The following is an 18323-nucleotide window of genomic DNA, read 5'->3' on the forward strand; positions in this document are numbered from 1 at the left end:
TTTCCATGGATCAACAAGGAGGCACCTTGGCGACACTAGATAACCATGCGGATACCGCGCGCTGCGAACATATCAGCCGGATGCTCGCGCGGATCAGCGACAAGTGGACGATGCTGGTGGTGCGCGTGCTCGGGCGGGGTCCTCGCCGCTTCAATGCGCTGCGCCGCGAGGTCGGCGAGATCAGTCAGAAGGTGCTGGCATCGACGCTGCGTGAACTCGAGGAGAACGGCTTCGTGTCGCGCACCGTGACGCCCGTCACGCCGCCCCAGGTCGAATATGCCCTCACCGATCTCGGTCGCGATCTCCTCCAGCCGGTCCAGACGCTCGCCGAATGGGTAGTCGCCAATTCTGCACGCATGGACGCGGCGCGAGCGGAATATGCGGAGCGGCGCGCGCGCGACTGACGCGATTGGATCAGAGCGGCCGGTTCAGCGCCGCTCAGGCCGGGATCGGATCCCGAGAAGGAGTGTCAGTCCTCGTCCTTTTCCGCCCCGCGCCCCACCGGCACCGACAGGAGCTGGTTGAGCTTCGAGCGGAATTCGCCGAGGTCGCTGCCGGTGAGCTGGCGTAGCGAGCTGAACGCCACCGAACGCGGATTCACCGCGACGCCGTTCTTGTAGAGCTCGTAATGGAGGTGCGGGCCGGTCGAGAGACCGGTATTGCCCACCGCGCCGATCACCTGGCCCTTGCGCACGCTCTGTCCGCTGCGCACCACGATGCGGCTGAGATGGCCATAGCCGGTGCCGAACGCGCCGCCATGATCGAGCTTGATGAAATTGCCATAGCCCGAGCTGCGCCCGGCGAACTGCACGACGCCGTCGGTCGCGGCATAGACCGGTGCGCCCCAGGGCGCGGCGATGTCGACGCCCCTGTGCATCCGCGTATAGCCGAGGATCGGATGCCGGCGCATGCCGAAGGCGGACGAGAAGCGGCCGTTGGTCGGCATCGCCATCATGCCGGTCTTGTTGCCCTTGCCGGCACCGTCGAACCATTCGATCTTGCCGTTCGATTCCCACGGCATCATCTGGACCTTGTCGTCGCAGCCGCTGACGCCGGCATAGAGCAGGTTGCCGAGCTGGACCTCGCCGGTCGCGGCGCGCGCCTGCTTGACGATGATGTCGAACTTGCAGTCCGAGCCGAGGCGCGCGACCGGGACGCGGGTGGCGAGGGTGCGGATATAGGATTCGACTGCCTTGGCCGGTGCACCCGCGGCGCGTGCGGAGCGATACAGGCTCGATCCGACGGCGCCCTGCACGCGCAGCGGCGTATGGTCGATCGCGATCGGGATGACCTTCAGGTTGAGCGAAGCGCCGACCCGGGTGATCTCCATCCTCTTGTCGAATGCGGCGCGCAGCTCGAGCTTCTCCAGCGGCCGCGGCTGCGATTTCTCGGGACGCCTGCCGAGCTGGTAGTCGAGCAGCGTACTCTGGATCTCGCCGAGCGGCATCGCGCTCGACACGAGCTGGCCGACTTGGGTGGCGTCCGCCTTGCCGACGCCGGTGCGCTGGAGGACCGAGACCAATGCCTCGCCGAACGCGAGCTTGGCGGTTCCCTCGATCATCGGGCGTTCGGGCGTGTCGGTCAGCGGCGAGACGAGCCTGGTCGCGGCGACGCGGTAGCCGGTGGTCGCGCCCTGGGCGAGCGGGGTGATCGCCTGCGCGCGGGCCGCATCCCATTCGGCGCCGGTGAGCGCGGGCGCGACGGTGCCGTAGATCGGGGTTTCGAAGCCGGGCGCCATCAGCACTGTCAGCGCACACAGGCCGATGCAGGTGGCGACGCCGCGATACCAGGTGAGCGAACCGATCCGCGCGCCGAGATCGGGCGCCAGATCGAGATCGGCGAAGAAGCGCCGCTTGAGCTGGGTGCTGAGGGCAGTGCCGGGCACAGCGGCGAACGCAGGCGTGGCGATGCCGCCGCCGCCGAGCTCCAGGCCATGATCGTTACGCAGGAACAAGGCGCGATGCCCCCCGAAAACTCCGTCGTCGAAAATGTCGCCACCCCCGGCGAACACCGGATCACTGTGGAAGAGAGCGTTTAAAGTCAAATTAAGCAGCCCATTCCGCTCTCTTTGCTGCGCCGACCTGTGCAAGTGTCGGGACCAAGAGAGGCCTCGTGTTCGAATGTCCTAATAAATCAACATGGTTAAGGGACCTTTGCAATCAGGGGGTGTTGCTTAAGGGCTGACTCGGAACGATGTTGGTTAGCGACATGAGCCAGTTCGCGCGTTCGCCGGTCACTGCGGTGCTCGGCCCCACCAATACCGGCAAGACCCACCTCGCGGTCGAGCGGATGTGCGGCCATGCCAGCGGCATGATCGGCTTCCCGCTGCGGCTGCTCGCGCGCGAGGTCTATGATCGTGTCGTCCGGATGAAGGGCGTTGAATCGGTCGGGCTGATCACCGGCGAGGAGAAGATCCTCCCTCCCAAGGCCAAGTGGCTGCTGTGCACCGCGGAAAGCATGCCGCTGGAGAGGGAAGTGGCGTTCGTCGGCCTCGACGAGGCGCAATTGGGCGCCGATCCCGAACGCGGTCATGTCTTCACCGATCGGCTCCTGCGCGCACGGGGATATGCCGAGACGATGATCCTGGGATCGGATTCGATGAAGCCGATGCTCAAGACACTGGTCCCCGACGCCGAGATCATCGGCCGCCCGCGTTTTTCGACGCTAAGCTATGCCGGTGCGAAGAAACTCTCGCGCCTCCCCCGCCGCTCGGCGATCGTCGCCTTCTCCGCCGAGGAGGTTTACGCGGTGGCAGAGGCGCTCAGACGCTTGCGCGGCGGTGCTGCGGTGGTGATGGGCGCACTCTCTCCGCGCACCCGCAACGCCCAGGTCGCGATGTTCCAGGCGGGTGAGGTCGACTATCTCGTCGCCACCGACGCGATCGGCATGGGACTGAACATGGACGTGAGCCATGTCGCCTTCGCCAGCCTCTCCAAGTTCGACGGCCGCCGCCAGCGCCGCCTCACCGTGGCCGAGATGGCGCAGATCGCCGGCCGCGCCGGCCGTCACCAGAAGGACGGAACGTTCGGCGCGCTCCACGATGAGGGGCCGAGCGCCTTCACCCCCGAGGAAGTGCTGGCGCTCGAAGCGCACAAGGTGCCGCGGCTCGAGCACCTCTACTGGCGCGAAGGCGAACCCGATTTTGACAGCATCGACGCGCTGGTCGCCAGCCTCGAGGCGAAGCCGCGCGAGGAAGTGCTCCGCGCGGCGCCCGAGGCAGTCGATCTCGCGGTGCTCAAGCGGCTGGCGGAGGAGGATTGGGTACGCGCACGGGTGCGCTCGCCCCGGATGGTGGCACGGCTCTGGGCGGCGTGCGGGCTGCCCGATTTCCGCAAGCTCGGCGTCGATCCCCATGCGCGCTTCGTCGGGCGCCTGTTCGGGCATCTTTCCGAAGCCAATGGCCATGTCCCCCACCAATGGTTCGCCGACGAGATCCAGCGGCTCGACAACATGGCCGGCGATGTCGAGACGCTCGCCGGGCGCATCGCGGCGGCGCGGAGCTGGGCCTATATCGCGCACCGTGCCGATTGGCTGCAGGACCCGATCCACTGGGCCGAGCGTACCCGGGCGATCGAGGAGAAATTGTCGGACGCGCTCCACGCCAGCCTGACCCAGCGCTTCGTCGACAAGCGCACCACCGTGCTGCTCCGCCAGATCGGCGCGGATGCCTCCAATCTGCCGGTGACGATCGGGCCCGAGGGCGAAGTGAGCGTCGAGGAGCATCCGCTCGGCACGATCCATGGCTTCCGCTTCACCGTCCAGCCCGACGCGCGCGCCGCGGATAAAAGGATGTTGCTCGCCGCGGCGGAGAAGAGGCTGGCGGGCGAATATCGCAAGCGTGGCGAAGCCTTGATCAACGCGGCTGATACCGAGCTGGTCATCGTTCCCCGGCGAAGGCCGGGGCCCAGCCTTGAAAGTAGCAACGCTGAGTCTGGGCCCCGGCCTTCGCCGGGGAACAATACAGTAGAGTGGCGAGGGTCCGCGATTGCCGAACTCCGGCCTGGGCCGAACCTCGTCCGCCCGAAGATCGTCCTCGATCGGGCGCTCGACATACTCGATCCGCCGGTGCGCAACGCCGTGCAGGCGCGGCTGGAAGGCTGGTTCGCCGCGCAGGTCGCCCGGCAGCTGCCGTCCTTGTCGAAGCTCGACGCCGCGAGCCGCGATCCCGAAGCGGGCGGGCCGCTGCGCGCGCTCGCCAATGCGCTGCTCGATGCCGGGGGGCTGCTCCCCCGGCGGGCGGCGGCGGCTTTGGTCGAAGGGCTCGACGCCGATGCGCGGAAGCGCTTGCGCGCGATCGGCATCACCATCGGCACGCTCGATCTTTTCGCACCGGGCTTGCTCAAGCCCGGTGCGGCAAAGTGGCGGCGCGAATTGATGGCGCTGGCCGAGGCGCCGCCCGAGGGTTCGACGGTATTGCCCCGCAATGCGCCGGGCGCGGACCTCGCGCATGGCTTCCGTCCACTGGGCGCGCAGGCAGTGCGTGTCGATCTGGTCGAGCGGATCGCGCGCGCCGCACACGACGCGCGGCAGGGGCGGAAACCCTTTATGCCCGATTCCGCGCTGGCGACTTCGATCGGCCTCACACCCGAGACGCTGGCGCGGCTGATGGCGCAGCTCGGCTTCAAGGCCGCGAGGGCGCGCGAAAGCGAGCCGCAACGCTGGATCTGGCAGGGGCTGACTCCGATCGCCAAGCCCCGCGCCGCTCCGACCGACAACGCCTTTGCGGTGCTCGCCGGATTGCGCGGTGGTTGACGCCGCGAGCATCCGGCTCGACCGCTTCCTGTGGTTCGCCCGGCTGGCCAAGTCGCGCAGCGCGGCGCAGGCGATCGCCGAGAAGGGCACGCTCCGGCTCGACGGGCGACGGATCGAGCGTTCGGCGGCCCCGGTGCGGATCGGATCGATCATCGTCTTCCCGCTCTTCGGCAAGGTTCTGGCGCTGCGGGTCGAGGCGCTGCCGAAGCGGCGCGGCCCGCCCGCCGAAGCAGCTGAGCTTTACACCCGACTGGAAATCCAAGCCCCCAGAAACGTTGACGCGATAGAATCCCAGGCATAGCAGGGGCGCGCGTTACAGACCTTTGCCGCTCAGGGAGCCGACCTGCCATGACCTATGTCGTCACCGACGCCTGCATCCGGTGCAAGTACATGGACTGTGTCGAAGTGTGCCCGGTCGACTGTTTCTACGAAGGCGAGAACATGCTCGTCATCAATCCCAACGAGTGCATCGACTGCGGCGTCTGCGAGCCCGAATGCCCGGCCGAGGCGATCCTGCCCGATACCGAGAACGGCCTCGAAAAGTGGCTCGAGCTCAATCGCACCTATTCGGAGGAATGGCCCAACATCACCCAGAAGGGCGATGTCCCGGCCGATGCCGACGCGATGAAGGGCCAGGAAGGCAAGTTCGACAAGTATTTCTCGGCGGAGCCCGGCACCGGGAGCTGATCCCGGCGCGCCGTTTGCGCGGTCCCGACAAGAATCTTCGCCGCAGTGCACATAAATGCGCCGCAGCGATGACGCGCGGCTGGTAATTTTATTGCAACCGTGTTAAATAGGCCAGGACGGAGGCGATGTATCGCCCTTCCGCCCGGAGAAGCATAGGTTGTTGCCCCGAACCGCCTGCCCGACGCCAGCCGCGTCTGGGTCGACGCCGCAATCGTTCGGGGCCGGTTATTCACGGAAAGGTCTCTAGCCCATGGCTGCCAAGGCGCTGTCCTTCGATGTCGGCGATTATGTCGTTTACCCCAAGCACGGCGTGGGCCGTGTGGTCGAGCTGCAGAAGCAGGAAATTGCGGGCATGCAGCTCGAACTCTACGTCCTGCGCTTCGAAAAAGAGAAGATGACGCTCCGTGTTCCGACCAACAAGGCCGAGAGCGTGGGCATGCGCAAGCTTTCCAGCGACAAGACGCTCAAGGAAGCGCTCGAGACGCTGAAAGGCAAGCCCAAGGTCAAGCGCACCATGTGGTCGCGCCGCGCGCAGGAATATGAAGCCAAGATCAATTCGGGCGACCTCGTGTCGATCGCCGAAGTGGTCCGCGACCTGTTCCGCGCCGACGACCAGCCCGAGCAGAGCTATTCGGAGCGCCAGATCTTCGAAGCCGCCGCATCGCGCCTCGCGCGCGAGCTGGCCGCGATGGAGGAAGTCGACGAGCCGACCGCGCTCGAGAAGATCCTCGACATCCTGCGCAAATCCGCTGCGATCTGGAACAAGGACAAGGTCCCGGCCTGACGCGCGCAGCCCAGTGACTTTTGACGAGGGGCGGACCGGCAACGGCCGCCCCTTTTCCTTTGTCGATTGATAGTGTATTGCCTAACCAACACACGAGTTCGGGAGAAGGAAATGCGTATGTTGCTGATGATCGCATTGTTGCCGCTGGCCGCATGCCAGTCGAACTGGGAGAAGAAGGGCGAGGCGGCTCAGGCGAGCGGCACGGGCGCCTCGCGCAGCTTCGCCGCGAGCGGCTTCGCCGGTGTCGAACTGCGCGGGCCGGACGATGTCGACGTCAAGACCGGCCAGAACTTCTCGGTGACAGCCGAAGGCGATCCCAAGGTGCTCGACAAGCTCGACATCCGCGTCGTCGACGGCACGCTGCGGGTCGGCCGCAAGGATTCGAAGGAGCAATGGTTCAATAACGACCATGGCGCACGCGTTCATGTCGTAATGCCCAAGCTCACTTCCGCAACGGTCAGTGGTTCGGGCGATTTGACTGCGCAGCGGGGCGAAGGCGATTTCGACGGCGCGATCGCCGGCTCGGGCAATCTCAGCGTGGCGGATCTCCGCGCCAATGCGGCCGACCTGTCGATCGCGGGCTCGGGCAACCTCAGCGTCGCCGGCAGTGCGTCGAAGCTCTCCGCCTCGATCGCCGGTTCGGGCGACATCGACGCGAAACGCCTGACCGCCACAAGCGCCGAGGTCTCGATCGCGGGATCGGGCAACGTCCTCGGGACAGTGAAGGGGCCTGCGTCGGTCTCGATCGTCGGTTCGGGCGATGCCGAACTGGGCGGCGGCGCCAAATGCTCGGTGAATGCGGTCGGTTCGGGCGAGGCGCGCTGCAGCTAAGGCTTGCCTGAAGGGGCGCAGGGAGCGACTGTCGCGGCATGCGATCGCTGCTCCTCGCTCCGCTCCTGTTGCTCACCGCCGCCGCGCCGGCGGACGAACGCAGCTTCATGGTCGGCAGTTTCGAGCGGTTGCGCGTCGACGGACCGTTCGAAGTCGAGGTCGTGACCGGCTCGCCGCGCGCGACGGCCAGCGGTGTCCGCGGGACGCTCGATCAGGTGGCGGTGCAGGTCAATGGCGACACGATGGTAGTGAGCGCCGGGCCGCTCTCCTGGGCTAGCGCGAAGAGCGCGGCCGCCCCTTTGCCCAAAGTCCGCGTGTCGGTACTGGCGCTGCGCGGAGTGACGCTCACCGGCGGCGCGCGGGTGCGCGTGGCGCAGATGCGCGGCGGGCGCATCGATCTGGTGCTGACCGGGTCGGGGAGTCTCGATGTCGCGGCGATCAAGGCCGATGATCTCAATGCGAGCCTGACCGGCACTGGCGCGATGACGCTGGCGGGAACCACTGCGCGTGCGACGCTGCGCAATTCCGGCGCGGGCTCGATCGATGCCGCCGGGCTGACCGCCGGGGACGCACGGCTGACGTCGGACAGCAGCGGCAATGTCCGTCTCAACGTTCGCTATACCGCGCAGGCCATGGCGATGGGCAGCGGCGAAATCGCCATATTCGGCAAGCCCGAATGCACGCTGCGTGGGTCCGGGCCGATGACGTGTTCGGGGACGATCCGGAAAAACTAGGCGGCGAGCGGGAAGCGCAGCAGGCGATCGTCGAGTGCGACGAGCGCTTGCGCGCCGCGCCCCACCGCGCGGACGATCTCGGGATGATGCGCGTCGAGCCCGCCGGTGAGCGCGCCGAACGCGGGCAGGATCAGCTTGGTGGCGGTGGCGACGAAGCAGCGGCGGGAAACCTGCCGGCCGCGGATGTTGATTCGCAACTTGGGATGGAAATGGCCGGACAGCTCGGGGCGGATCTCGCCCGGCTCGGCTTCGTGGCGGAGGATGAGCCCATCGACCTCGGCATCTTCGAGGATCGTACCTCCGCAATGATCGATCAGCAGCGAATCATGGTTGCCGGTGATCCAGCGCCAGTCGAGCTGCGCGGTAAGTCCGGTGAGAAGCGCGCGGGCATCGGCGGGAAGTCGTTCGCAGCCCGCCGAATCGTGGAAGCTGTCGCCCAGGCACCAGAGTTCGACTGCGCCCGTGCGTGTCACCAATGCCGACAGATCGGTGAGCGTCGCCAGCGAATCATAAGGCGGCAGCATTTGCCCCTTGCTGGCGAACCAGCTTCCCTTTTCGAAATGGAGATCGGCGACGAGCAATGCGCGCCGGGCAGGCCAGTAGAGCGCTCCTTGCGCGAGCGCCTGAAACGCATGACCGCCGAACGAAAGGGGAACCATGCCTTGCCTATCCGGCTTCGGACCCGACGCTGTCAACCGTAGCCGCTTCAGGCGGTCTCGGTCTGCCTTGCCGATTCCATCGCTCCCAGTCGCCCGAGGATCCGCACCCAGGAGCGGATGCCCTTGTGGAAGCTGTTGAGGTCGTATTTCTCGTTGGGCGAATGGATATTGTCGTCGTTGAGCGCGAAGCCGACCATCACGCTGTCCATGCCCAGGATCGAGCGGATCGAATTGACCACCGGGATCGAGCCGCCGCTGGCGAGCAACGCCGATTTGCCCCATTCGGCATCGAGCGCGGCGCGCGTGGCGGCGAGCGGCGGGCTGTCGCTGGCAAGGCTGATCGCGCGCGATCCGCCGCGGACGTTGAACTCGGCCGAGCAGTCGGCGGGCAGGCGCGAGCGGACATGCGCCTCGAACGCCGCCCAGACCTGGTCGGGATCCTGATCGCCGACGAGGCGGAAGCTGATTTTGGCATGGGCTTCGGCGGGGATCACGGTCTTGAAGCCTTCGCCGGTATAGCCGCCCCAGATGCCGTTGATCTCGGCGGTGGGCCGCGCCCAGCTCTGCTCGAGCACGCCGACGCCCTTCTCGCCCGCGGGGACGCTGAGGCCGACATCGCCGAGGAATTCGTTCGCGTCGAAGCCGAGTGCGTCCCAGCTCTTCTGGACCTCGTCGCTCAAGGGGTGAACGCCGTCGTAGAAGCCGGGCAAGGTGACATGACCGTCGGCGTCCTTGAGATCGGCGAGGATGTTGGTCAGCACCTGGATCGGGTTGCGTGCCGGGCCGCCATACAGCCCTGAGTGAAGGTCGCGCGAGGGGCCGCGCACGGTCACCTGTCCGCCGGCCATGCCGCGCAGGCCGATGGTGAGGCCGGGCGTGGCGGTATCCCACATCGAAGTGTCGCAGATCAGCGCGAAATCGGCCTTGAGCTCTTCCGCATTGGCCCGAAGGAACGGCTCGAGGCTTTCCGAGCCCGATTCTTCCTCACCTTCGAACAGGATCGTGACGCGAACCGGAAGGTGTCCCTCAATCTCCTTCCAAGCGCGGCACGCCTCGATGAAGGTGCGCAGCTGGCCCTTGTCGTCCGATGCGCCGCGGCCGACGATCGCCTTGGTGCCGTCGGCGCGCGTCTCGAGCACGGGATCGAACGGATCACGCTTCCAGAGCGCGAGCGGATCGACCGGCTGGACGTCGTAATGGCCATAGAACAGCACGTGCGGGCCGTCGCCTTCCTGATGCGCGACCACCATCGGATGGCCCTCGGTCGGCGCGACACGCGCCTCGAAGCCGAGGCTGGTCAGCTCGTCGGCGAGCAGTTGCGCGGCGACGCGGCACTGTTCGGCATATGCCGGATCGGTGGAGATCGATTGTACGCGCATCAACGCGAACAGGCGATCGAGGCTGTCGTCGATATGGGTCTCGACATAGTCGAGTGCGGGCGTCGAGTCGGTCATGGCGGAGGGCTACGCCGGGAGCGCGGGCGTAGCAAGCGACCACCCATGGCGGATTTGCCGACGGCTCGAAGCGGCGGCGCATAGTCCAGATCACTCGTGAATTCAGGAACGCCAGTAATTAACGAAAAATTAACTATAATATGGGTACACAGTCGCAGTTATTAAACAATTAACAATACATTATTGCGACAATAAGAGACATCGATGGTTGCGCTTGCGCAAAGATTGGTGGAATGTCTTGGGCGACGAGATGCTACACTGCATCTTATCGCATCGGTGCACCTTAACGTATAGTGGCTTCATTTATGCTTTGCGTAACTGTGACAAAGTCCGGCCGCCTCGCGGTACCGATCACTGCCACTGCATTTGCGGCAGTCGACTGCATCCGTGCATCCGGATCGCGGCATGGGCGCTGAGGGCAATTCGCTCGCCAGGCTATTGCGCGACGCGGAAGCGCGGCTCATCGAAAGCCGCCGCTCGGTGGACGACGCGCTGGACCTGGTTCGGCGGGCGTCGGAGCTGAGCCAGGACGCACCTGCGGCGGGAGAGGCGCCGGCGCTCGAGGCCGTGCTCGACTCGCATCGCGAGGAGCTGGTCGGCCTCGTCCTCTCCGCGCTGGAAAAGGGTGCGAAGCCGCGCGAGCTGCGCAACGATTATTTCAATTCGCTGGTCTATCGGCCGGAGGAGAACCAGTATCGCGTCGGCCGGCGGCAGGTGGGGCTGACCGAATCGGAGAAGCACGTGCTCGATCTGCTCTGGCAGGCGATGCCGCAGCCGGTTTCGCGCGGAAACATCCATCAGGCGCTGTATGCCGACGCGGCCGAACAAGCGTCGATGGGGACGATCGACGTGTTCGTGTCCAACCTACGCCAGAAGCTCAAACTGGCCAGCGGCGGCCGCGATTTCATCCATTCGGTGCGAGGGCAGGGCTGGGCGCTCAAGCCTGAATTCTGTCGCCACCGGGCCAATTCCGCCGATCCCGCCGAAGCGGAAGCCCACCGGCACCGCGCCTGACGCTCAGCGCTTGCCGCCGTTCACCACACGAAGCCGAACCTGCGGGCGGTCGCCGCTGCGATGCGCCCGTTCGAAGCCGTCGGCATAATCGCGCAGGCGGTCGCCCAGCGCGGCGGCGACTTCCGGGTGGCGGTGGTGGGGCGTGGTGGTGAGATTGCCGAGTGATTGCAGCCGGCGAGCGGCGGCATCGGTTTCGAGCAGCCCGAAATTCACCAGATCGACGTAGATCGAGGAAACAAGCAGCGCCTGCGTCTCGATCATCGTTTCGATGATGTCGCCGAAATCTTCCGGACTGACAGGCTTTTTCATGCGCCCAGACTAGGAGCCGTTCCGGAACGCGCGCAAACGCTTTCCGGAACGCGGCAGCGTCAATCCGGGACACAATGTCCCGATTCAGCGCAAAGGCTTGCCGCTGTCCTTCCACTTGTCGAGGATCTGCGAATCCGGAAGCGCAGCCGCGGCATAATCGGCGGTGGGCATGCCGCTCTCGGCATGCGCCGGCTGGATCGTTTCGTTGATCGGCCGGGACGCAGCCGCAACGGGCTGCGGCACCGGCTGCACGGCGGCGATCGTCGCAGCCGCGCTCGCATGCGGCGCCGGCAAGGGCTCGCCGCCCTGATAGGATTGGCGGAATGCGGCGGCCATGCCCCACCAGCCCTTCCAGCGATGGAAGAAATGCGCGCCGAACACGCCGGTCATCACCAGGCTGCGGTTCCACGACGGCGTCACGGCATAAGTGTGGTAATGCGTCGCCATGCCGACCGGCGCGAACACGCTGCCGGCGAGCGCCGCCCCGGCGACCCGCGCGGCGCGGTCCCACGCGGTGCGCGACGGGATGCGCGCCATCGCACCGTCACAGGCGAAGCTGAACTGGCAGCCGCTTTTCTCCGAGCCCTGGAACACGACGCCGCACACCGTGGCGGGAAATGCCGGATGCCGCACGCGATTGAGCACGACCTGCGCGACGGCGCGCTGCCCGTCGTCGGGCTCGCTCGCCGCTTCATAATAGATGGCCGTGGTGAGGCATTGGAGCGCGCGCGCGTTATCGACTGCGCTCCCGGCGAGGCGGAACGGCGCGGCCGGCTGGATCGACGAATCGATCACGGCATTTTCGGGCACGGGCAGATCGGGGAGCGCGATCGTCCCGGTCGTGCCACTCGCCGCAGCCGCTTCGTCGGAAACGGCGGTATAATAAGCCGCGCCGGGAAAATGATCCTCGGCCTCATAGCCGCTGACGGCAGGCTTGCCGGAGGTGGTGCGCGGCTCCGGGCTGAGCGCCTGCGCCGAGAATCCGGCGCCGACCAGCGAGACCAAAGCCCCCGCCGTCAGCCCTCGTGTCTGTATTCGGGTGAACCGCCGCCAGAACAAATGCGCTGCCTCATGGAAGCCCAAAGGGCCCGGAAAGCAGCGCATATATCGTGAAAAGTTGAACGAAACGCCCTTCGATTTCGACCCGTCCCGCGACGGAACAGAAGATGGTTAAGTCAAGGCTTCGGCGGTTCGGCCGTGCGATAGCGGGCGCGGAAATCGTCGGCGAATGCCGTCAGCCGCCCTTCGCCGATCGCCGCGCGCAGATCGGCCATGAGCTGCTGGTAGAACCAGAGATTATGCTCGGTCATCAGCATCGCGCCGAGAATCTCGCCGGCACGGACCAGGTGGTGGATATAGGCGCGGCTCCAGCCCGTGCAGGTCGGGCAAGCGCAGGTGGGATCGAGCGGCCCCTCGTCCTCGCCGAACTTCGCATTGCGGATGTTGATGGGGCCGGTGCGTGTGAAGGCCTGCCCGGTGCGGCCCGAGCGCGTGGGGAGGACGCAATCGAACATGTCGACTCCGCGCTCGACCGCGCCGACGATGTCGTCGGGCTTGCCGACGCCCATCAAGTAGCGGGGCTTGGCGGCATCGAGCTGGCTCGGAGCATAATCGAGCACGCCGAACATCGCTTCCTGTCCCTCGCCGACGGCGAGCCCGCCGATCGCGTACCCGTCGAAGCCGATGTCGAGCAATGCGTCGGCCGATGCCTTTCGCAGCCCCTCATCGAGCGCGCCCTGCTGGATACCGAACAGCGCGTTGTTCTCGGCATGCTCGCCGCCGGCGTCGAACCCCGCGCGCGAGCGCTTCGCCCAGCGCATCGAGCGTTCCATCGCCGCGGCCTGCACGTCGCGAGTCGAAATGGTGGGGACGAGCTCGTCGAACGCCATGACGATGTTCGAGCCGAGCAGACGCTGGATCTCCATTGAGCGTTCGGGGCTGAGCATGTGGCGCGAGCCGTCGAGATGCGACTTGAAGACGATGCCTTCCTCGCTGCGCTTGGTCAGCTCGGACAGGCTCATCACCTGATAGCCGCCCGAATCGGTGAGGATCGGCCGATCCCAGCCCATGAACCTGTGCAGCCCGCCGAGCTTGTGGACGCGCTCGGCGGTGGGGCGCAGCATCAGATGATAGGTGTTGCCGAGCAGGATGTCGGCGCCCGAGGCGCGAACATCCTGCGGCTTGACCGCCTTGACCGTGGCGGCGGTGCCGACCGGCATGAAGGCGGGCGTGCGGATCTCGCCGCGCTGCATCGCGATGGTGCCGAGCCGCGCCTTGCCGTCGGTGGCGTGGATGGTGAACTGGAAACGGGGAGCCGAGGATGACATGGGGCGTTGCCCTAGCGGCCCCAATCGCCTTGAGTCGAGGGATCATGCCGAACGAGACGACCGAGAAGCTGCGCGAGATGGCGGCGCATCGCGGATTGAAGCTGGTGAGCTCGCGGCGGCGCAAGCCGGGCGGCGACTTCGGCAAATACGGGCTGCACGACGCGAAAGGGGCGCCGGTGTTCGGCATCGAGAAAGACGGGCTCATCGCCGGCGCCGAGGAGGTAGAGGACTATCTTCGCGGCGCGGCGAGCAATGCGTGGAGTAAGTCGGCGGGTTCGGTGAAGGCGCGGCAAAAGGCCAAGCCCGAAGTGAAAGCGGCTCCGGCGCCGAAACCGAAGCCGAAGCCGCGCTTCAAGGTGAAGGTGGCGAACCTGCTGACGAAGCTGCCCGCGGCGAAGCGCGCCGAGGCGTTCACCGAATTGCTGGCGCGCCCAGGCATTCGTGTCGAGCGGATCGTCTCGCGCGGGCAGGCGACACCCGAAGACGAACCGATGGTGCAGGCGCAGGACGAATGGGTGTTGCTGCTCGAGGGCGCCGCGGGCCTGCGCATCGAGGATTCGGCCGAGGTGACGCTTGGCCCGGGCGACCATGTCTGGATCGCGGGCGGACAGAGGCATTGGGTGACATGGACCGCAAAGGACCGCCCGAGTGTCTGGCTGGCGGTGCATCTGGACTAGATTGAGACTTGTATGCTTCCCTCGTCACCCCGGCCTTGAGCCGAGGTCCCACTGCTTTGGCCAAGCAGAAGAAGCGGGATCCCGGCTCAAGGCCGGGATGACGATAATATATCAGCGGTCTGTCTAGGGCTCAGCGATGCGCGGCGACGTAGTCGATGATGTCCTGCGGCTTGCGGAACAGGGCGTCGGGTTGAAGCGCAGTCAGCACCGCCTCGCTGGCATAGCCCCATAATACCGAGCCGGCGCGCATCCCGACTTCGCGTGCGGCATCCACGTCACGGGTCTCGTCGCCGATCGCCAGCGCCTGGGCGGCGGGAATGCCCATCTTCTTGAGCACGCGGCGGAACTTGGGCGCCTTGCCGAACAAGGACGAGCCGCAGGCATAGAAGTCGATCCGGGCGGCATGCTCCTCGCCGAGGATCTTGCGCGCATTGGCTTCGGAATTCGAGGTGACCAATGCGATCTTGACGCCGGTATCCGCCAGCCGCTCGAGCAGATCGGGGGTGCCCGGAAAGAGCTCGATCTCATGCGCGTTGCGGCCCACGAGCTTGCGCAGATGGCGCGCGATCAACGGCATCTTCCAGCGCGAGATGCCGAGAAAATCGATCACTTCGCGCGAGCTCTTGTGGCGCAGCATCTCGACCTGGTCGGGGGCGACGGTGCGGAAGCGAAAGCGCCGGGCAAGCTGGTCGACCACCGACAGGAACCAGTCGCCGCTATCGGACAGCGTGCCGTCGAAATCGAAGATCACCAGCCGGATCGGCGGCGTCGGCGCGCCGTCTGCGCGTGTCGCCTCAACCATGCGCGTGCCCATGCAATCGGCATTCGGCGCCTTCGCCCAGCTCGATCTGGACCGTGGTGTGATCGATCCGGAAATCGTGCGCGAGACGATGCTGCAGGTCGATCAGGAATGCATCGCCCGGATGGCCGCTGGGCATCACCAGATGCGCGGTCAGCGCCGCCTCGGTCGTGCTCATCGGCCAGATGTGGAGATCGTGGACGCGCGCGACGCCGGGCAGGCTCGCCAGGGTGTTCCGGACCGCGTCCGCGTCGATCCCTTCGGGAACCGCCTGGAGCACCATCGTCAGCGATTCGCGTGCCAGCCCCCAAGTGCTCCACAATATGACCGCGACGATCACCAGGCTCACCGCCGGATCGACCCATTCCGAGCCGGTCAGCAGGATCAGCCCGCCGCCGATCACCACGCCGGCAGAGACCGCGGCGTCGGCCGCCATGTGGAGATAGGCGCCGCGAATGTTGATATCGCTCTTGCGCCCGCGTGCGAACAGCAGCGCCGTGGAGAGATTCACGACGATGCCGAGGCCGGCGACGATCATCACCGTCCCGCCTGCGATTGCCGGCGGATCCGAGAAACGCCCGATCGCCTCCCAGGCGATGGCACCGACGGCGACGAGCAGCAGCACCGAATTGGTCAGTGCGGCGAGGATCGAGCTGCCGCGAAGGCCGTAGGTGAAGCGTTTCGAGGCGGGCCGCTTGGCGAGTTCCACGGCTGCCCAGGCGACGAGCAGCCCGAGCACGTCGGAAAGATTGTGACCGGCATCGGCGAGCAAGGCGACCGAATCGGTGAGGAAGCCCGCAATGCCTTCGAGGAGCACGAAGCCGAGATTGAGCGCCGTGCCGATGGCGAAGGCGCGGCCGAAATCGGCCGGACCATGGGCATGGTGATGATCGTGCTCGTGATGTCCGGCCATTATCGTCGTTTAGCCACGCAAACGCATGAGATGCTAGGACCTCAATTGCGCGGAGGCTTCGCGGGTGCGTTCATGGGGCGCCCGCGCCGGTCGCGATCGAACATTTGGGGGCGCAGCGTCAGCAGCTCGCTGCGTGAGAGCGACCCGTCCTTGTTGGTATCGAATCGCGTGAACAGAAGCGCGAAGCGCGCGGCGAATTCGTCCCAGGTGATGCGGTTGTCGCCGTCGCGATCGGTCTCGAACGGGCTGGGCAGGGTGTTGCGGTCACCGAGCCAGCGCTCGGACCAGTCGGAAAACGCGATATAGCCGAGCGAGCCGGTCTTGCGAGTGTCCACGCTGTCGAAGCTGTGGCGGAGCCCGGCGTCGAACTCGGCGCGGCTCACCAGGGCATCGCCGTCGCGATCGAACGCCGCGATCATCATCGCCACCGGTTCGGCCATTACCGTGGCGGCGGGCTGGGCCTGCGGACCGGGCACGACCGGGGTTACCTGCGCCGGCCGCGTTTGCTGGGCGAGTGCGGGGCTGGCGACGAGCGCGGCGAACAGCAGGAACAGGCGCATCGATGTCCTTCCGTCAGGGCAGCAACAGGCTGGCATCGCCATAGCTATAGAAACGATAGTCCTTGTCGATGGCATGGGCATAGGCCGCCTGCATCCGATCGAGCCCCATCAGCGCCGATACCAGCATGAACAAGGTCGAGCGCGGCAAATGGAAGTTGGTGACGAGGCCGTCGATCCCCTTGAAGCGATAGCCGGGGGTAATGAAGATCGCCGTGTCGCCTTCGAAGGGACGGATCGCGCCGTCCGCGCTTGCGGCGCTCTCGATCAGGCGCAGGCTGGTGGTGCCGACCGCGATCACCCGGCCTCCTGCGGCGCGGACCGCGTTGAGCCGGTCGGCGGTCGCGGCGTCGATCCGGCCCCATTCGGCGTGCATCTTGTGCGCGTCGGTGTCCTCGGCCTTGACCGGCAGGAAGGTGCCTGCGCCGACATGGAGCGTCAGGGTCGCGTGGCCGATCCCGGCAGCCTCGAGTGCGGCGAGCAGTTCGGGCGTGAAATGCAGCGCGGCGGTCGGCGCGGCGACGGCGCCGGGCTCGCTCGCGAACATCGTCTGATAGTCCTCGGCGTCGCGCGCGTCGGTGGGGCGCTTCGAGGCGATGTACGGCGGCAGCGGCATCCGGCCGCAGCGTGTCAGCAGCAGTTCGACCGGCTCGTCGCCGCCGAAATCGAGCGCGAAGCTGCCATCTTCGGCGCGGTCCGACGCCAGCGCCGTGACGCCGTGGCCGAAATCCACGCTGTCGCCTTCGCGCAGCCTTTTGGCATTGCGGATGAACGCCCGCCAGCGCCGCGGGCCCTCGCGCTTGTGCAGGGTGGCGCCGATGCGTGCGCCCGGCGCGCTTTGTGCGCCATCATTACGTTCGCCGCGCAGCCCCTCGAGCTGGGCGGGGATGACGCGGGTGTCGTTGAACACGAGCAGGTCGCCGCGGCGGAGGAACCGTGGCAGCTCGCGCACGGTCGCGTCGCGTGTCTCCGCGCCTTCCAGCACGAGCAGGCGCGCGGAATCGCGCGGGCTCGCCGGGCGGAGCGCGATCCGCTCGCTCGGCAGCTCGAAATCGAAAAGGTCGACGTTCACTTACTGAGGCAGCGTGACCTTGGTCTCGCCCTCCGGCAGCGCCGGCGCGGCGACCGGTGCGGCCTGATAAGGCGGCGGATTGTCCGCGGCGATATAAGCGTGGAGGATGCGCGTCGGGTTCGCGGGTGGCTCGCCGCGTTCGATCTTGTCGACCCACTGCATGCCTTCGACCACGCGGCCGAACACCGTATAATCATGATCGAAGCCGAGGCGCGGGCCGAACATGATGAAGAACTGGCTGTTGGCGCTGTTCACGTCCTGCGTGCGCGCGGCCGAGACCGCGCCGCGGACATGGGGCAGATTGTTGAACTCGGCGGGCACGTCCGGAAGATCGGATTCGCCGGTGCCGGTGCCGGTCGGATCGCCGCCCTGCGCCATGTTCTCGGGGCCGTCGATCACGCGGTGAAAGACGATGCCGTCGTAGAATTTGCGACGCGTGAGCGTCTTGACCTGCGCCACCATCTTGGGCGCGACATCGGGGCGCAACCGGATGGTGACGCGGCCCCCGGTCGAAAGATCGAGGACCCAGGTGTTTTCCGGATCGGCAGCGACCGTGGTCGCGACGGTCGCCTTGGGATCGGCGGCGACGCCCTTGAACGTCTCGACCTCCGGCTTGGCGGCAGGGCCCTTCTGGGCGACGGCGGGCACGGCAATCAACATGGCGGCAGCAGCGGCCAAAGCGGCAACGAAACGCATCAACATCCCCACTCGGATTTCTCTTGTCGACAAAGGGTCTAGAGCAACTCTGTGGCGG

The 18323-nt window shown here is 66.5% G+C and carries 20 protein-coding genes; 9 read left to right on the top strand and 11 right to left on the bottom strand.

Translation table 11 applies throughout. The features are described 5' to 3' along the window. The first annotated feature begins 26 nt into the window (after positions 1 to 26). Complete coding sequence (locus ASE13_RS12815; RefSeq protein WP_235536968.1) at positions 27 to 404, top strand: winged helix-turn-helix transcriptional regulator; 378 nt, start codon at positions 27 to 29, stop codon at positions 402 to 404. Between the two features lie 65 nt (positions 405 to 469). On the opposite strand, the gene ASE13_RS12820 is transcribed toward ASE13_RS12815, so the two are convergent. Then, the gene (locus tag ASE13_RS12820) at positions 470 to 2011 is read right to left on the bottom strand and encodes a M23 family metallopeptidase (RefSeq protein WP_235536969.1); all 1542 of its coding nucleotides are present in this window, start codon (positions 2009 to 2011) and stop codon (positions 470 to 472) included. Between the two features lie 197 nt (positions 2012 to 2208). On the opposite strand from ASE13_RS12820, the gene ASE13_RS12825 reads away from it, so the two are divergent. The 6 genes from ASE13_RS12825 to ASE13_RS12850 all read left to right on the top strand — a co-directional run bounded on the left by ASE13_RS12825 (position 2209) and on the right by ASE13_RS12850 (position 7788). Then, positions 2209 to 4752 carry a helicase-related protein gene (locus ASE13_RS12825; protein ID WP_056616338.1) on the top strand — a complete coding sequence of 848 codons (2544 nt, stop codon included), beginning with the start codon at positions 2209 to 2211 and terminating at the stop codon, positions 4750 to 4752. After that, the gene (locus tag ASE13_RS12830) at positions 4745 to 5053 is read left to right on the top strand and encodes a S4 domain-containing protein (protein ID WP_235536970.1); all 309 of its coding nucleotides are present in this window, start codon (positions 4745 to 4747) and stop codon (positions 5051 to 5053) included. The genes ASE13_RS12825 and ASE13_RS12830 overlap by 8 nt, the downstream gene beginning before the upstream one ends. A gap of 47 nt (positions 5054 to 5100) precedes the next feature. After that, positions 5101 to 5439, top strand: coding sequence for a ferredoxin FdxA (gene fdxA / locus ASE13_RS12835; RefSeq protein WP_056616341.1), 339 nt, complete (start codon positions 5101 to 5103; stop codon positions 5437 to 5439). A 250-nt stretch (positions 5440 to 5689) separates the two neighbouring features. Continuing rightward, complete coding sequence (locus tag ASE13_RS12840; protein ID WP_056616345.1) at positions 5690 to 6223, top strand: CarD family transcriptional regulator; 534 nt, start codon at positions 5690 to 5692, stop codon at positions 6221 to 6223. Positions 6224 to 6334: 111 nt separating this feature from the next. After that, the gene (locus ASE13_RS12845; RefSeq protein WP_056616348.1) at positions 6335 to 7054 is read left to right on the top strand and encodes a head GIN domain-containing protein; all 720 of its coding nucleotides are present in this window, start codon (positions 6335 to 6337) and stop codon (positions 7052 to 7054) included. A 38-nt stretch (positions 7055 to 7092) separates the two neighbouring features. Next, on the top strand, positions 7093 to 7788 hold the full coding sequence (locus tag ASE13_RS12850) for a GIN domain-containing protein (RefSeq protein ID WP_056616351.1): 696 nt from the start codon (positions 7093 to 7095) through the stop codon (positions 7786 to 7788). Here ASE13_RS12850 and pdeM read toward each other — a convergent pair. Further along, positions 7785 to 8447 carry a ligase-associated DNA damage response endonuclease PdeM gene (gene pdeM / locus ASE13_RS12855; protein ID WP_056616354.1) on the bottom strand — a complete coding sequence of 221 codons (663 nt, stop codon included), beginning with the start codon at positions 8445 to 8447 and terminating at the stop codon, positions 7785 to 7787. The two genes, ASE13_RS12850 and pdeM, sit on opposite strands and share 4 nt — an antisense overlap. Before the next feature lie 47 nt (positions 8448 to 8494). Continuing rightward, positions 8495 to 9901: a M20/M25/M40 family metallo-hydrolase gene (locus ASE13_RS12860; protein ID WP_056616357.1), complete on the bottom strand. Its 1407-nt coding sequence runs from the start codon at positions 9899 to 9901 to the stop codon at positions 8495 to 8497. Positions 9902 to 10306: 405 nt separating this feature from the next. Here ASE13_RS12860 and ASE13_RS12865 point away from each other — a divergent pair, with 405 nt between their 5' ends. Beyond that, positions 10307 to 10915, top strand: a complete 609-nt coding sequence (locus ASE13_RS12865; protein WP_056616359.1) for a winged helix-turn-helix domain-containing protein — start codon at positions 10307 to 10309, stop codon at positions 10913 to 10915. 3 nt (positions 10916 to 10918) lie between these two features. On the opposite strand, the gene ASE13_RS12870 is transcribed toward ASE13_RS12865, so the two are convergent. The 3 genes from ASE13_RS12870 to tgt all read right to left on the bottom strand — a co-directional run bounded on the left by ASE13_RS12870 (position 10919) and on the right by tgt (position 13551). Continuing rightward, entirely contained in the window at positions 10919 to 11224 is a 306-nt protein-coding gene (locus ASE13_RS12870) for a hypothetical protein (protein ID WP_056616362.1), read from the bottom strand. 84 nt (positions 11225 to 11308) lie between these two features. Further along, positions 11309 to 12328, bottom strand: coding sequence for a cell wall hydrolase (locus ASE13_RS12875; RefSeq protein ID WP_082596769.1), 1020 nt, complete (start codon positions 12326 to 12328; stop codon positions 11309 to 11311). Between the two features lie 71 nt (positions 12329 to 12399). Next, positions 12400 to 13551, bottom strand: a complete 1152-nt coding sequence (gene tgt / locus ASE13_RS12880) for a tRNA guanosine(34) transglycosylase Tgt (protein ID WP_056616365.1) — start codon at positions 13549 to 13551, stop codon at positions 12400 to 12402. A 44-nt stretch (positions 13552 to 13595) separates the two neighbouring features. Between tgt and ASE13_RS19885 the strand changes: the two genes are divergently transcribed. Further along, positions 13596 to 14228 (top strand): cupin domain-containing protein, encoded by a 633-nt coding sequence (locus ASE13_RS19885; protein ID WP_235536971.1) that lies wholly within the window; start codon positions 13596 to 13598, stop codon positions 14226 to 14228. Between the two features lie 130 nt (positions 14229 to 14358). Here the strand turns inward: ASE13_RS19885 and ASE13_RS12890 are convergent, their stop codons facing one another. The 5 genes from ASE13_RS12890 to ASE13_RS12910 are packed head-to-tail and all read right to left on the bottom strand — an operon-like array spanning position 14359 to position 18265. Further along, positions 14359 to 15030 (bottom strand): HAD-IA family hydrolase, encoded by a 672-nt coding sequence (locus ASE13_RS12890; RefSeq protein WP_056617792.1) that lies wholly within the window; start codon positions 15028 to 15030, stop codon positions 14359 to 14361. Further along, on the bottom strand, positions 15023 to 15940 hold the full coding sequence (locus ASE13_RS12895) for a cation diffusion facilitator family transporter (RefSeq protein WP_056616368.1): 918 nt from the start codon (positions 15938 to 15940) through the stop codon (positions 15023 to 15025). The genes ASE13_RS12890 and ASE13_RS12895 overlap by 8 nt, the downstream gene beginning before the upstream one ends. Positions 15941 to 15981: 41 nt before the next feature. Then, positions 15982 to 16500, bottom strand: coding sequence for an EF-hand domain-containing protein (locus ASE13_RS12900; protein ID WP_056616371.1), 519 nt, complete (start codon positions 16498 to 16500; stop codon positions 15982 to 15984). A 13-nt stretch (positions 16501 to 16513) separates the two neighbouring features. Next, a complete protein-coding gene (gene queA / locus ASE13_RS12905; RefSeq protein ID WP_056616374.1) occupies positions 16514 to 17569 on the bottom strand; it encodes a tRNA preQ1(34) S-adenosylmethionine ribosyltransferase-isomerase QueA in 1056 nt (351 codons plus the stop codon). Further along, positions 17570 to 18265: a peptidylprolyl isomerase gene (locus ASE13_RS12910; protein ID WP_056617795.1), complete on the bottom strand. Its 696-nt coding sequence runs from the start codon at positions 18263 to 18265 to the stop codon at positions 17570 to 17572. Positions 18266 to 18323: the final 58 nt, after the last annotated feature.

Source organism: Sphingomonas sp. Root241 (genome assembly GCF_001428865.1).
Classification (GTDB): Bacteria; Pseudomonadota; Alphaproteobacteria; order Sphingomonadales; family Sphingomonadaceae; genus Sphingomonas.

What these genes read in the sequence shown, in the direction of transcription:
- ASE13_RS12825 (WP_056616338.1), top strand. Translation starts at nt 2,209, where the DNA reads ATGAGCCAGTTCGCGCGTTCGCCGGTCACTGCGGTGCTCGGCCCCACC.
- fdxA (WP_056616341.1), top strand. Translation starts at nt 5,101, where the DNA reads ATGACCTATGTCGTCACCGACGCCTGCATCCGGTGCAAGTACATGGAC.
- ASE13_RS12840 (WP_056616345.1), top strand. Translation starts at nt 5,690, where the DNA reads ATGGCTGCCAAGGCGCTGTCCTTCGATGTCGGCGATTATGTCGTTTAC.
- ASE13_RS12845 (WP_056616348.1), top strand. Translation starts at nt 6,335, where the DNA reads ATGCGTATGTTGCTGATGATCGCATTGTTGCCGCTGGCCGCATGCCAG.
- ASE13_RS12850 (WP_056616351.1), top strand. Translation starts at nt 7,093, where the DNA reads ATGCGATCGCTGCTCCTCGCTCCGCTCCTGTTGCTCACCGCCGCCGCG.
- pdeM (WP_056616354.1), bottom strand. Translation starts at nt 8,447, where the DNA reads ATGGTTCCCCTTTCGTTCGGCGGTCATGCGTTTCAGGCGCTCGCGCAA.
- ASE13_RS12860 (WP_056616357.1), bottom strand. Translation starts at nt 9,901, where the DNA reads ATGACCGACTCGACGCCCGCACTCGACTATGTCGAGACCCATATCGAC.
- ASE13_RS12865 (WP_056616359.1), top strand. Translation starts at nt 10,307, where the DNA reads ATGGGCGCTGAGGGCAATTCGCTCGCCAGGCTATTGCGCGACGCGGAA.
- ASE13_RS12870 (WP_056616362.1), bottom strand. Translation starts at nt 11,224, where the DNA reads ATGAAAAAGCCTGTCAGTCCGGAAGATTTCGGCGACATCATCGAAACG.
- ASE13_RS12875 (WP_082596769.1), bottom strand. Translation starts at nt 12,328, where the DNA reads ATGCGCTGCTTTCCGGGCCCTTTGGGCTTCCATGAGGCAGCGCATTTG.
- tgt (WP_056616365.1), bottom strand. Translation starts at nt 13,551, where the DNA reads ATGTCATCCTCGGCTCCCCGTTTCCAGTTCACCATCCACGCCACCGAC.
- ASE13_RS19885 (WP_235536971.1), top strand. Translation starts at nt 13,596, where the DNA reads ATGCCGAACGAGACGACCGAGAAGCTGCGCGAGATGGCGGCGCATCGC.
- ASE13_RS12890 (WP_056617792.1), bottom strand. Translation starts at nt 15,030, where the DNA reads ATGGTTGAGGCGACACGCGCAGACGGCGCGCCGACGCCGCCGATCCGG.
- ASE13_RS12895 (WP_056616368.1), bottom strand. Translation starts at nt 15,940, where the DNA reads ATGGCCGGACATCACGAGCACGATCATCACCATGCCCATGGTCCGGCC.
- ASE13_RS12900 (WP_056616371.1), bottom strand. Translation starts at nt 16,500, where the DNA reads ATGCGCCTGTTCCTGCTGTTCGCCGCGCTCGTCGCCAGCCCCGCACTC.
- ASE13_RS12910 (WP_056617795.1), bottom strand. Translation starts at nt 18,265, where the DNA reads ATGCGTTTCGTTGCCGCTTTGGCCGCTGCTGCCGCCATGTTGATTGCC.